General features: G+C 70.0%; 11 protein-coding genes and 1 riboswitch. Of the genes, 6 read left to right on the top strand and 5 right to left on the bottom strand.

The genetic code is table 11. From position 1 onward, the window contains the following. Positions 1–51 precede the first annotated feature (51 nt). The 6 genes from frr to OG700_RS09190 all read left to right on the top strand — a co-directional run bounded on the left by frr (position 52) and on the right by OG700_RS09190 (position 7,160). The gene (gene frr / locus OG700_RS09215; protein ID WP_405611681.1) at positions 52–609 is read left to right on the top strand and encodes a ribosome recycling factor; all 558 of its coding nucleotides are present in this window, start codon (positions 52–54) and stop codon (positions 607–609) included. Next, positions 609–1,679: a phosphatidate cytidylyltransferase gene (locus tag OG700_RS09210; RefSeq protein WP_405611678.1), complete on the top strand. Its 1,071-nt coding sequence runs from the start codon at positions 609–611 to the stop codon at positions 1,677–1,679. The genes frr and OG700_RS09210 overlap by 1 nt, the downstream gene beginning before the upstream one ends. A 175-nt stretch (positions 1,680–1,854) precedes the next feature. Further along, entirely contained in the window at positions 1,855–2,967 is a 1,113-nt protein-coding gene (gene rlmN, locus OG700_RS09205; RefSeq protein WP_405611675.1) for a 23S rRNA (adenine(2503)-C(2))-methyltransferase RlmN, read from the top strand. A 53-nt stretch (positions 2,968–3,020) separates the two neighbouring features. Beyond that, positions 3,021–3,144, top strand: a riboswitch (TPP riboswitch). A gap of 79 nt (positions 3,145–3,223) precedes the next feature. Continuing rightward, positions 3,224–4,318 (top strand): thiamine ABC transporter substrate binding subunit, encoded by a 1,095-nt coding sequence (locus OG700_RS09200; RefSeq protein WP_405611672.1) that lies wholly within the window; start codon positions 3,224–3,226, stop codon positions 4,316–4,318. 140 nt (positions 4,319–4,458) lie between these two features. After that, positions 4,459–6,072, top strand: coding sequence for an ABC transporter permease (locus OG700_RS09195; protein WP_405621540.1), 1,614 nt, complete (start codon positions 4,459–4,461; stop codon positions 6,070–6,072). Then, positions 6,072–7,160: an ABC transporter ATP-binding protein gene (locus tag OG700_RS09190; RefSeq protein ID WP_405611669.1), complete on the top strand. Its 1,089-nt coding sequence runs from the start codon at positions 6,072–6,074 to the stop codon at positions 7,158–7,160. Before OG700_RS09195 ends, OG700_RS09190 begins: the two co-directional genes overlap by 1 nt. A 29-nt stretch (positions 7,161–7,189) precedes the next feature. Here OG700_RS09190 and OG700_RS09185 read toward each other — a convergent pair whose 3' ends face one another. From OG700_RS09185 to OG700_RS09165, 5 genes are all read right to left on the bottom strand, one after another. After that, positions 7,190–8,368, bottom strand: a complete 1,179-nt coding sequence (locus OG700_RS09185) for an LOG family protein (RefSeq protein ID WP_405611666.1) — start codon at positions 8,366–8,368, stop codon at positions 7,190–7,192. A gap of 56 nt (positions 8,369–8,424) precedes the next feature. Further along, a complete protein-coding gene (locus OG700_RS09180; protein WP_405611663.1) occupies positions 8,425–9,582 on the bottom strand; it encodes a hypothetical protein in 1,158 nt (385 codons plus the stop codon). Further along, positions 9,564–10,292 carry an ABC transporter ATP-binding protein gene (locus tag OG700_RS09175; RefSeq protein WP_405611660.1) on the bottom strand — a complete coding sequence of 243 codons (729 nt, stop codon included), beginning with the start codon at positions 10,290–10,292 and terminating at the stop codon, positions 9,564–9,566. Before OG700_RS09175 ends, OG700_RS09180 begins: the two co-directional genes overlap by 19 nt. A gap of 256 nt (positions 10,293–10,548) precedes the next feature. Beyond that, on the bottom strand, positions 10,549–11,928 hold the full coding sequence (locus tag OG700_RS09170; protein WP_405611657.1) for an aspartate aminotransferase family protein: 1,380 nt from the start codon (positions 11,926–11,928) through the stop codon (positions 10,549–10,551). Next, a complete protein-coding gene (locus OG700_RS09165) occupies positions 11,913–12,425 on the bottom strand; it encodes an Lrp/AsnC family transcriptional regulator (RefSeq protein ID WP_405611654.1) in 513 nt (170 codons plus the stop codon). The genes OG700_RS09170 and OG700_RS09165 overlap by 16 nt, the downstream gene beginning before the upstream one ends. Between the last annotated feature and the right edge of the window lie 93 nt (positions 12,426–12,518).

Raw genomic sequence — 12,518 nt, 5'->3', positions numbered from 1 at the left:
CGCCGGCCCTGTAAGCACACCGGGCCCACTCAAGACACGCAGGAGCAAGTGGTGATCGAAGAGACCCTCCTCGAAGCAGAGGAGAAGATGGAGAAGGCCGTCCTGGTCGCCAAGGAGGACTTCGCCGCGATCCGCACCGGTCGTGCGCACCCGGCGATGTTCAACAAGATCGTGGCGGACTACTACGGTGCCCTGACCCCGATCAACCAGCTGGCCTCGTTCTCGGTGCCCGAGCCGCGTATGGCCGTGGTGACCCCGTTCGACAAGAGCGCGCTGCGTAACATCGAGCAGGCCATTCGCGACTCCGACCTCGGGGTGAACCCGAGCAACGACGGAAATATCATCCGGGTGGTGTTCCCCGAGCTCACGCAGGACCGCCGCAAGGAGTACATCAAGGTCGCCAAGACCAAGGCGGAGGACTCGAAGATCTCGATCCGCTCCGTGCGCCGCAAGGCCAAGGAAACGATCGACAAGCTGGTCAAGGACGGCCAGGTCGGCGAGGACGAGGGCCGCCGCGCCGAGAAGGAGCTCGACGACACCACGGCGAAGTACGTCGCCCAGGTTGACGAGCTGCTCAAGCACAAGGAAGCCGAGCTGCTCGAGGTCTGATGAACGACTCTTCCTGGGGGGCCCCGCCGGCTGCCGGCTACTGGGGACCGCCTGACCAGGGGGCTGCCCCGGCGGGTCCCGCATACGATGAGCTTGACGCACAGCAGACTCGGCCCATGCCCATCGTGCCCGACGTACCCGCGAGCGGCGGGGCCCAGGATGACGACCGGGGGGCTGCTCGGCCGGGCGGCCCTCTGTTCCGTGACGAAACGCCGCAGGAGCCCATGTCCGCCCCTCCGCCACCCCCGCCGAAGAAGCGGGCGGGCCGCGACCTCCGCGCGGCCATAGGGGTCGGTGTGGGGCTCTGCGCGGTGATCGTGGCGTCCCTCTTCATCGTGAAGGCCGTCTTCATCGGCGTCATAGTGGTCGCCGTCGTCGTCGGGCTCTGGGAGCTGACCTCCCGGCTCGACGAGAAGAAGGGCATCAAGGCGCCCCTCGTCCCGCTCGCGGTCGGTGGCGCCGCGATGGTCGTCGCCGGCTACGTACGGGGCGCGGAAGGCGCCTGGGTCGCCACCGCGCTCACGGCGCTCGCCGTGCTCGCGTGGCGCATGACGGAGCCGCCCGAGGGTTATCTCAAGGACGTGACGGCGGGCGTCTTCGCTGCGTTCTACGTGCCCTTCCTGGCGACGTTCGTCGCGATGATGCTCACGGCGGACGACGGCGCGCAGCGTGTGCTCACCTTCCTCGTGCTGACCATCGTCAGCGACACCGGTGCGTACGCGATCGGCTGGCGCTTCGGCAGCCACAAGCTGGCACCGCGCATCAGCCCCGGCAAGACCCGTGAGGGTCTGTTCGGCGCCGTGGGATTCGCCATGGTGGCAGGGGCGCTGTGCATGCAGTTCCTCATCGACGACGGCACCTGGTGGCAGGGACTGCTGCTCGGTCTCGCCGTGGCCACCAGTGCCACGCTCGGCGACCTGGGTGAGTCGATGATCAAGCGGGACCTCGGGATCAAGGACATGGGGACTCTGCTGCCCGGTCACGGCGGCATCATGGACCGCCTCGACTCGCTCCTGCCGACGGCCCCGGTGGTGTGGCTGCTGCTGGTGGTGTTCGTCGGGTCGGGCTGACCCGTATCCGTACCGGTTACTCTGGTAAGGCCCGCCGTCCCGGACGGCGGGCCTTACTGCGCTCCGCGGTCGCGGAGCCCTTCACATGAGGTCTCCTGGCACCGGCAGTGTGCCCATGTCCCTCCCGCAGCCGGCGGGGAACACCGGCCTCGTCGTACCGAGGAGAAAACAGCTCATGGCACCGCCCAATCCCGGAGAACTCACCTTCGTCGCACCCCGCGGCGCCAAGAAGCCGCCGAGGCACCTCGCTGACCTCACACCGGAGGAGCGTCGCGAGGCCGTGGCGGCGCTCGGCGAGAAGGAGTTCCGCGCCAAGCAGTTGTCGCAGCACTACTTCGCGCGGTTCGCCCACGACCCCGCCGAGTGGACGGACATCCCCGCCGCCGCGCGGGACAAGCTCGCCACGGAACTGCTGCCCGACCTGATGTCCGTGGTACGGCACATCTCCTGCGACGACGACACCACCCGTAAGACGCTGTGGCGGCTGCACGACGGCACGCTCGTCGAGTCCGTTCTGATGCGCTACCCGGACCGCGTCACCATGTGCATCTCCTCGCAGGCGGGCTGCGGGATGAACTGCCCGTTCTGTGCCACGGGGCAGGCGGGCCTCGACCGCAACCTGTCCACGGCGGAGATCGTGCACCAGATCGTGGACGGCATGCGCGCGCTGCGCGACGGTGAGGTCCCCGGCGGCCCCGCCCGGCTGTCCAACATCGTCTTCATGGGCATGGGCGAACCGCTCGCCAACTACCGCCGTGTCGTCGGCTCGATCCGTCGGCTGACCGACCCCGAACCGGACGGTCTCGGACTCTCGCAGCGCGGCATCACCGTCTCGACGGTGGGCCTGGTGCCCGCGATGCTGCGATTCGCCGACGAGGGCTTCAAGTGCCGCCTCGCGGTCTCACTGCACGCGCCCGACGACGAACTGCGCGACACCCTCGTTCCGGTCAACACCCGTTGGAAGGTGCGGGAGGTGCTGGACGCCGCCTGGGAGTACGCCGAGAAGTCGGGCCGCCGGATCTCCATCGAGTACGCCATGATCCGCGACATCAACGACCAGGCGTGGCGGGGCGATCTGCTGGGCCGGCTGCTCAAGGGGAAGCGGGTGCACGTCAATTTGATCCCGCTCAACCCGACCCCCGGGTCCAAGTGGACAGCCTCCCGCCCCGAGGACGAGAAGGCGTTCGTCGAGGCGATCGCGTCCCACGGGGTGCCGGTGACGGTGCGCGACACCCGCGGTCAGGAGATCGACGGGGCGTGCGGTCAGCTGGCGGCGACGGAGCGCTGAGCGCCGGGAAGGGCCCCGTCGGGGCCCATGTACGCTGGGTTCGAAAGAATTTCATATTCCGACAGGGGAGCGCCACAGCGCTGAGAGTGCGACAGAGACTCGAAAGAGCCTCACGGTCGCAGACCCTCTGAACCTTGCCCAGGTCATTCTGGGTAGGAAGTTCGGTCATCACTCAAGCTGTTGCGCCCTGCCCTGCTCCGGTCCGCCGGCGCGGGGCAGGGCCGCGTCTTCTCCTGGACATCCCAGGAGGAATTCAGTGCGTACCACGAAGAACTTGGCGGCCGGCGCCGTCGCCGCCGCGATAGGTGTCTCCACCCTCGCCGCGTGCGGTGGCGGGTCCGAGGACGCCACGTCGTCGGACGGCGCGAAGTCCAAGAGCGTGACGCTCGTCGCCCACGACTCGTTCGCCGTCTCGGGCTCCGTGCTGAAGGCGTTCACGGAGCAGACCGGCTACACCGTCAAGGTGCTGAAGAGCGGCGAGGCCGGTGCGGCGCTCAACAAGGAGATCCTCACCAAGGGTTCGCCGCAGGGCGACGTCTTCTTCGGTGTCGACAACACCTTGCTCTCCCGCGCACTCGATAACAGTCTGTTCACGCCGTACGAGGCGAAGGGACTCGACCAGGTCCGCGCCGATGTACGGCTCGACGACGCCAAGCACCGCGTCACCCCCGTCGACACCGGCGACATCTGCGTCAACTACGACAAGAAGTACTTCACCGACAAGAAGCTGGCGCCGCCGGAGTCCTTCGCCGACCTGACGAAGCCCGCCTACAAGGACCTGCTGGTCGTCGAGAACGCCGAGCAGTCCTCACCTGGCCTCGGCTTCCTCCTCGGCACCGTCGCCGCGTACGGGGACGACGGATGGCAGGGCTACTGGAAGAAGCTCAAGGCCAACGGCGTCCAGGTCGTGGACAGTTGGGAGCAGGCATACAACGAGGAGTTCTCCGGCTCTGCTGGCGGCAAGAAGGCCAAGGCGGAGCGCCCGCTCGTCGTCTCCTACGCGTCGAGCCCGCCCGTCGGGGTCCTGTACGCCGACCCGCAGCCCGAGGAGGCCCCGACCGGCGTCGCCGCGGGCACGTGCTTCCGGCAGATCGAGTTCGCCGGCCTGCTTCAGGGGGCGAAGAACGAGGCGGGCGGCAAGGCCCTGCTGGACTTCCTGGTGAGCAAGACCTTCCAGGAGGACATGCCGCTCAACATGTTCGTGAATCCGGTCGTCGACGGCGCGAAGCTGCCCGCGCTCTTCACGGACCACGGCGCCGTGGTCGACAACCCGGAGACCGTGGCGCCGGAGAAGATCGCCAAGAACCGTGACGCGTGGATCCAGTCGTGGTCCTCACTCGTCGTCAAGTAGGCGCGAAAGCCGCCCGGGAAGGCGACAGGGCCACACGTACGGAGGTGAGTGGTCCGGTCGGCGGGCCGGGCCGGGGCCGGGGTGTGGGACGGGCGGTGCGGGCCGTACGGCGCCGTAGGAGCGCCGTACGGCTCCGCCTCATGGCCGTGCCTGTCGCGTTCTTCGCGGTCTTCTTCGCCTACCCCGTCGCCGCGATCGTCGGCCGCGGGCTGAAGGCGGACGGCTCCTGGCACTGGGGCCGTTTCGGGGACGTACTGAGCCGGCCCGACATCGGGCAGGTGCTCTGGTTCACGACGTGGCAGGCCGCGGTCTCCACCGCTCTCACCCTGCTGATCGCGCTCCCCGGTGCCTACGTCTTCGCACGCTTCGAGTTCCCCGGCAAACAACTCCTGCGCGCCGTCGTGACCGTGCCGTTCGTCCTGCCGACCGTCGTCGTCGGCACGGCGTTCCTCGCGCTGCTGGGGCGCGGTGGGTTGCTCGACGAACTGTGGGGGGTGCGGGCGGACACATCTGTGTGGGCGATTCTCCTCGCCCATGTCTTCTTCAACTACGCGGTGGTCGTCCGCACCGTGGGCGGCCTCTGGGCGCAGCTCGACCCGCGTCAGGAGGAGGCCGCGCGGGTGCTCGGCGCCGGGCGGCTGGCGGCGTGGTGGCGAGTGACGCTGCCCGCGCTGGGCCCCGCCGTCGCCGCCGCGGCGCTGATGGTCTTCCTCTTCACCTTCACCTCCTTCGGCATCGTCCAGATCCTGGGTGGTCCGGCCTACTCCACGCTGGAGGTGGAGATCTACCGGCAGACAGCGCAGCTGCTCGACCTGCCCACCGCCGCTGTGCTGACGATGGTGCAGTTCGCCGCCGTCGGCGCGATCCTGGCGCTGCACGCCTGGACCGTACGCAGGCGGGAGACCGTCCTGAAACTGGTCGACCCCGCGCAGACGGCGCGCAGACCGCGCGGGGCCGGGCAGTGGGCGCTGCTCGCCGGCGTGCTCGGCAGCGTCCTGCTCCTGATTCTGCTGCCCCTCGGCGTGCTGGTCGAGCGGTCGCTCGACGGCCCCGCCGGGTACGGATTCGACTACTACCGGGCGCTCCGTTCGGTGGAGGCGAGCGGCGGCACCTTCCTCGTACCGCCGCTGGAAGCGGTCTGGAACTCTCTGCGCTACGCACTGATGGCGACGTTCATCGCCCTGGTCGTCGGCGGCCTGGCGGCTGCCGCGCTCACCCGACGGGCAGGGCGCTTCGTACGGGGCTTCGACGCGCTGCTGATGCTCCCGCTGGGCGTCTCCGCCGTGACCGTCGGCTTCGGGTTCCTGATCACGCTCGACAAGCCGCCGTTGGACCTGCGGGCGTCGTGGATCCTGGTGCCGCTCGCACAGGCGTTGGTGGGGGTCCCCTTCGTCGTACGGATCATGCTCCCGGTACTGCGGGCCGTGGACGGGCGGCTGCGCGAGGCCGCGGCCGTTCTCGGGGCTTCGCCATTGCGTGCGTGGCGGGAGGTCGATCTGCCGATGGTGCGGCGGGCGGTGCTGGTGGCCGCCGGATTCGCCTTCGCCGTCTCGCTCGGTGAGTTCGGCGCCACGGTCTTCATCGCGCGGCCGGACCGGCCGACGCTGCCGGTGGCCGTCGCGCGGCTGCTGGGGCGGCCCGGTGATCTCAACTACGGGCAGGCGATGGCGCTGAGCACCGTGCTGATGGTGGTGTGCGCCGTGTCGCTGCTGGCGCTCGAACGTATCCGTACCGACCGTTCCGGGGAGTTCTGATGACCCTGCTCACTCTTGAGGACGTGACCGTGCGGTTCGGGCGGCGTACGGCGCTCGACGCGGTGGATCTGGAGATCGCCGCGCACGACGTCGTCTGCGTGCTGGGGCCGAGCGGCAGCGGCAAGTCCACCCTGCTGCGCGTCGTCGCCGGCCTTCAGCCGCCGGACGCCGGACGGGTGTTGCTGGAGGGCGGCGACCAGGCGGGGGTGCCCGTGCACCGGCGCGGCGTCGGACTCATGTTCCAGGACCATCAGCTCTTTCCGCAGCGTGACGTCGGCGGCAATGTCGCCTTCGGACTGCGCATGCGGGGCGAGTCGCGCGCTGAACAGCGGCGACGTGTCGCCGAGTTGCTCGACCTCGTCGGCCTGCCGGGCGCCCAGCGCCGCGCCGTCGCCGCGCTGTCCGGCGGTGAGCAACAGCGGGTGGCGCTGGCACGGGCGCTCGCCCCTCGGCCCCGGCTGCTCATGCTCGACGAACCGCTCGGCCAGCTCGACCGGAGCCTGCGCGAGCGTCTGGTCGTGGAACTGCGCGGCGTGTTCGACCAGTTGGGTACGACGGTGCTCGCCGTCACGCACGACCAGGGCGAGGCCTTCGCGCTGGCCGACCGGGTCGTGGTGATGCGCGACGGACGCGTCGCCCAGACCGGCACACCGGTGGAGGTCTGGCAGCGTCCGGCCTCCGCGTTCGTGGCCCGCTTCTTGGGCTTCGACAACGTCGTGGCGGCCACGGTGGAAGGTGACGTCGCCCACACGCCTTGGGGCAAGGTCCCGGTGCCCGCCGGCTCACCCCAGGGCTCGCGCACGCTACTGGTGCGTCCCGCCGGGGTACGCCTCGGTGCGCCCGAAGACGGACTGCGCTGCACCGTCGGGGCGCGCACCTTCCGCGGCAGCCACGTCGCCGTCCGGCTGCGCCCCGCGCACGGGCCGGAGGTCGAGGCGGCGTGCGGCCTTCGAGATGTACCCGACGACGGTGCGACGGTCGGGGTCTCCTTCAGCGCCGAGGACGTGGTGATCCTGGACGACCAGGAGCCGGATTCGGCCGACGTCGCGAAAGACGCGTCCCCGGCAGCCGGCAACGGGGCGCGATGACGAGACGTCACTCGGGGTGTGCGGGGCGGTCAGCGGGCGAGCCGGGCCAGGGCTCCGGGGGCCTCGGCCACCGTGTCGACGAGCGCGATGCGGGACTCCATCGAGCGCTCCCGCGCGAGCGACGTGAGCAGCGGCCAGGCCGGCAGCCGCTCCGTCCAGTGCGCGCGGTCGACGAGGACCATGGGCGTCGGCTCGCCGCGTGACTCGTAGTAGTTCGGCGTCGCGTTGTCGAAGACCTCCTGGACCGTGCCCGCGGCGCCGGGCAGGAAGATGACGCCGGCGTTGCAGCGGGCGAGCAGACCGTCCTCGCGGGTCGCGTTGGCGAAGTACTTCGCGATGTGGCCGGCGAAGGCGTTCGGCGGTTCGTGGCCGTAGAACCACGTGGGGATGCCCACGGAGCCGTCACCGCCGGGCCAGCGGCCCCGTACCTCGAAGGCGGCGCGCGCCCAGTCGGATATCGACGGGCTGAACGACGGCGTCTTGGCGAGGATTTCGAGGGCCTCGTCCAGCATCTCGTCGGGATGAGGGGCGGCGTAGGCGCCGAGGTTGGCGGCCTCCATGGCGCCGGGGCCACCGCCGGTCGCGACGGTCAGCCCCGTACGGGCCAGGTCGCGGCCGAGGCGGGCCGCCCCCGCGTACGCGTCCGTGCCCCGTGCCATGGCGTGGCCGCCCATCACGCCGACGACCCGAGCGCCGACGAGGAGTTCGTCCAGGGCGTCCGAGATCGCGTCGTCGTGGACCGACCGCAGCATCGAGGAGAGTACGTCGCCGTCGGCCTTGGTCCGCTGGAACCACTCGTAGGCGACGGCGTCCGGCGTCGCCTCGTAGCCACCCTCGTCCAGCCCTTCGAAGAGCTGCTCGGGCGAGTAGAGCAGGCCCCGGTACGGGTCGAACGGGAGGTGCGGTACGGGAGGGAAGACCAGGGCACCGTCCGCCCGTATCTTCGCCGCGGCGTCCGGTGCCATCGGGCAGCCGAGGAAGACGGTTTCGGCGGTGTCGGTGGACAGCAGGGCGAGCGTACGGTCCGTCAGGTCGACCGACTGGACCCGGAACCCGCTGAGCGTTCCGCCCAGGACCACCTGGTCGAACTCGTCGAGGGATTCGATCTCGCGGTCCAGGCCGTCCGCCCGGTGTTCCCAAGGCCCCTGGAGGCTTTGTGCCGCTGCCTGTTGTGCTTCATGTCCGTCGTGTCCCTCGCCGTACGCCATGCGGACACGATAGGCCCCTCGTACGGGCCGGAAGCCGGGGCCGGAAGGCAGCCGGTTCAGCCGGTGAGCGGTACGGCGGCGAGTGCGGCGATCATCCACGTCAGCGGTCCGAAGACGGCGAGCAGCGCGCCGGCCCGCAGCGCCGCCGCGGTACGCAGGAGCCCCGTGGGGGCGCCCACCCGCACCAGCGCCGCCGTCGTGTCGGTACGGGCGTGCTTGGCCTCCAGGACCGCCGTCAGCAGCGTCGCCACGGTGCAGCCCACAATGAGCGCGGCTCCGAGGCCGGTGAGCGGTCCGAAGGGACGAGGGTCGCCGGGGCCGTACAGCGCCGCGGCGGCGAATCCACCGGAGATCACCGCGCAGACCACGCCCAGCGGGCGGCCGATCCGCACCGCCTCGTCCATCAGGACCCGCCCCGCCAGCAGCCGGACCGCGCCGGGGCGCAGCGTCTGGAGGAGTCGGCCGCAGAGGTACGCGATGCCGGGGCCCGCCAGGGCCAGGCCGAGTGCCGTCAACGACCAGCCGGCCAGGACACCGGCCGGGCTGCCCTCGAAACGTCCCGGCATCGGCAGTGGCGATCCGGAGCCGCCCCGGCTCGCGTAGGTCTCGACGGCGAGCCCCGCCGCGGTCAGAGCCACGCCCCAAGGCAGCCCCGACGGGGCGGGCTTGGGCGTCGCGGGTCGCTCGGGATCGGTGCGGTCGGCCGGCCCCGTCCGGCGCGGACGCAGGGCGAGTCCGGTGGCCACGGTGGCGAGGACCGGCACAACGGCGAGCAGTGTGAGGGCGGCGGCCAGCGGCAACGGCCTTCCGGCGCCCAGGAGATCGGCCGCGGCGCCGTCGAAGGGCAGCCCCGTGAGGTCGCCCCGCAGGTGGAGGAAGAACAGCAGCGCCACCATGCTGCCCAGGGTGCACGACAAGGTGGTCGACGCGGCCGCCAGGGCGGTGAGTTGCGCCGGGCCGAGGCCGACCGCCGAGAGACCGGAACGTGGCCGGGTGCTCGGGTCCGTACGGGCCACAGCAACCGCGAACTGCACCGTGGCGGCGAGCGGCAGCACGCACCACAGCAGGCGCAGCAGCGATCCGGCGGGGTGGTTCATGGCCCAGCCCAGCGTGCACAGCAGGAGGAAGCCGACGCCCGCCGACGCCGCGGCGACGAGCAGCCTGCGCAGCAGGACGAGGGGGTGACTGCCGCGGGCTAGACGGAGAGCGAGCACGCTGCCTGGCCTTCCGCCTCGGTCGGCCGCAGGGCGCCCACGCGGCGCCCGTCGACCAGTGTGACGGTGCGGTCGGCGAGCGTCGTGACCTCGTCGTCAAGGGTGGCGAGGATGACAGTGATGCGGTGCGAGCGCGCCGCGGTCGTCAACGTGCGCAGAAGGTGCGCGCGGTCGGCGGCGTACAGCGGTGCCGTCGGCTCGTCGGCGAAGAGTACGGCGGGAGTGCTGACCAGGGCGCGGGCGACGGCGACGCGCTGGCGCTGCGACTGGAGCAGCGCCTGCGGACGCTTGCGGGCGCACATACCGATGTCGAGCCGCTCCAGCCACTCCATGGCCGCCGCCTTCGCCGCGCGGCGGGAGGAGCCGCGCAGTAGCAGCGGCAGGGCCGCGTTCTCCCACGCGGTGAGTTCCGGGACCAGGACCGGATCGGAGTCGATCCAGCCGAAACGGTCGCGCCGGAGCCTCTCACGCAGCGACGGGGGCATCGTGTGGACGGCGGTGCTGTTGAACCAGACCTCGCCCTCCTCCGGGACGAGCTGACCCGACAGGCAGCGCAGCAGGGTCGTCTTGCCACTGCCGCGCGGGCCGCTGACGGCCAGGATCTCTCCCTCGCGCACACCGAGCGAGACGCCGCTGAGCGCGGGCGAGCCGTTGTGCGAGTGCTGCAGGGAACGCGCCCAGAGCACGTCGTTGTCCGGCGGGGCAACCATGGCGTACACCTCGGTTCGGATCAGGCTCGGTTCAGAGATGACGTACCGCGCCCCGTCCGGGGGAACGAAGGCGAAGCCGATAGGTCTCTGCACCGTAAAGATCGGGAACGAGGCGCGCGGACAGCACGCGGCCCGGGTGCCCCCTTTGCACTCGAACGGGGGCACCCGGGCCGTCATGCGGATGGCGCGTGGCGGGGCCTACGGGGCGGCGTACGCGCCCCGTAGACGCCGTGCACCGCCCCGTAGGCCGCGGAGATCAGAGCTTCGTCCAGGCCTCGGTCAGGACCGTGCGCAGGATCTGCTCGATCTCGTCGAACGTGGACTGGTCGGAGATCAGCGGCGGCGCCAGCTGCACGACCGGGTCACCGCGGTCGTCGGCGCGGCAGTACAGCCCGCTGTCGTACAGGGCCTTGGAGAGGAAGCCGTACAGGACGCGCTCCGTCTCCTCGTCCGTGAACGACTCCTTGGTGACCTTGTCCTTGACCAGCTCGATGCCGTAGAAGAACCCGTTGCCCCGTACGTCGCCGACTATCGGCAGGTCGTGGAGCTTGCGCAGCGTTGAGAAGAAGGCGTCCTCGTTGTCCAGCACATGCTGGTTGAGGCCCTCACGTTCGAAGATGTCGAGGTTGGCGAGACCGACGGCCGCGGAGACCGGGTGGCCGCCGAAGGTGTAGCCGTGCAGGAAGGTGTTGTCACCTGTGTAGAAGGGCTCGGCAAGACGGTCGGAGATGATGCAGGCGCCGATCGGTGAATAGCCCGACGTCATGCCCTTGGCGCAGGTGATCATGTCCGGTACGTAGCCGAACTTGTCGCAGCCGAACATCGTGCCGAGCCGGCCGAAGGCGCAGATGACCTCGTCCGAGACGAGCAGTACGTCGTACTGGTCGCAGATCTCGCGGACCCGCTGGAAGTAGCCCGGCGGGGGCGGGAAACAGCCGCCCGCGTTCTGCACCGGCTCCAGGAAGACGGCGGCGACCGTCTCCGCGCCTTCGAAGAGGATCTCCTGCTCGATCTGGTCGGCGGCCCAGCGACCGAAGGCCTCCGGGTCGTCGCCGTAGAGCGGGGCGCGGTAGATGTTGGTGTTCGGCACCTTGTGGGCGCCGGGGACCAGCGGCTCGAACGGGGCCTTCAGCGCGGGCAGTCCGGTGATGGACAGCGCCCCCTGGGGCGTGCCGTGGTATGCGACGGCGCGTGAGATGACCTTGTACTTGGTGGGCTTGCCCGTCAGCTTGAAGTACTGCTTGGCGAGCTTCCAGGCGGTCTCTACCGCCTCGCCGCCACCGGTGGTGAAGAAGACCTTGTTGAGGTCCCCGGGCGCGTAGTGGGCCAGCCGCTCGGCCAGTTCGATCGCCTTCGGGTGGGCGTAGGACCACACGGGGAAGAAGGCGAGTTCCTGAGCCTGCTTGTAGGCGGTCTCGGCCAACTCGTGGCGCCCGTGGCCCGCGTTGACCACGAACAGGCCGGAGAGGCCGTCCAGGTAACGCTTGCCCTTGTCGTCGTAGATGTAGGTGCCCTCACCACGCACGATGGTGGGCACGGGTGCGTTCTCGTACGACGACATGCGGGTGAAATGCATCCACAGGTGGTCGTAAGCGGTTTTGGAGAGGTCCTTGCTCACGGCTATCGGGTTCCCCACATGTAGGTCTGCTTCTTCAACTTGAGGTAGACGAAGCTCTCGGTGGAGCGCACGCCGGGGAGCGCGCGGATCCGTTTGTTGATGACGTCCAGCAGGTGGTCGTCGTCCTCGCAGACGACCTCCACCATCAGGTCGAACGAGCCCGCGGTCATCACCACGTACTCGCACTCGTCCATGTCCGTGAGCGCGTCGGCCACGGAGTCGAGGTCGCCCTCGACGTTGATGCCGACCATCGCCTGGCGCCGGAAGCCGACGGTCAGCGGGTCGGTCACGGCCACGATCTGCATGACCCCCTGGTCGAGCAGCTTCTGGACGCGCTGGCGTACGGCTGCCTCGGAGAGGCCTACGGCCTTGCCGATCGCGGCGTAGGGGCGCCGTCCGTCCTCCTGGAGCTGTTCGATGATCGCGAGGGACACGGTGTCGATCGCCGGCGACGATCCGTTCCCGTGTCCGTTCCTCGGGTCTGCGCTACGACTGGCCACGGGCTCACTGTGCACCGCGACTCGTCTGTCTTGCAACCCCGAAGCGATGAAATTCGTTGTGTGAGGGTCAGAATATGACTGAATCCGAAGTTGGGAGGGGTCGGGTCT

The sequence above is a fragment of the Streptomyces sp. NBC_01508 genome (assembly GCF_045040315.1).
GTDB lineage: Bacteria > Actinomycetota > Actinomycetes > Streptomycetales > Streptomycetaceae > Streptomyces.
The sequence above is the reverse complement of the archived record's forward strand: the minus strand, read 5'-3'. Positions and strand labels throughout refer to the sequence as shown.

Coding starts and splice junctions, on each gene's coding strand:
- OG700_RS09210 (WP_405611678.1), top strand. CDS start 609: ATGAACGACTCTTCCTGGGGGGCCCCGCCGGCTGCCGGCTACTGGGGA.
- rlmN (WP_405611675.1), top strand. CDS start 1,855: ATGGCACCGCCCAATCCCGGAGAACTCACCTTCGTCGCACCCCGCGGC.
- OG700_RS09195 (WP_405621540.1), top strand. CDS start 4,459: ATGGCCGTGCCTGTCGCGTTCTTCGCGGTCTTCTTCGCCTACCCCGTC.
- OG700_RS09190 (WP_405611669.1), top strand. CDS start 6,072: ATGACCCTGCTCACTCTTGAGGACGTGACCGTGCGGTTCGGGCGGCGT.
- OG700_RS09185 (WP_405611666.1), bottom strand. CDS start 8,368: ATGGCGTACGGCGAGGGACACGACGGACATGAAGCACAACAGGCAGCG.
- OG700_RS09175 (WP_405611660.1), bottom strand. CDS start 10,292: ATGGTTGCCCCGCCGGACAACGACGTGCTCTGGGCGCGTTCCCTGCAG.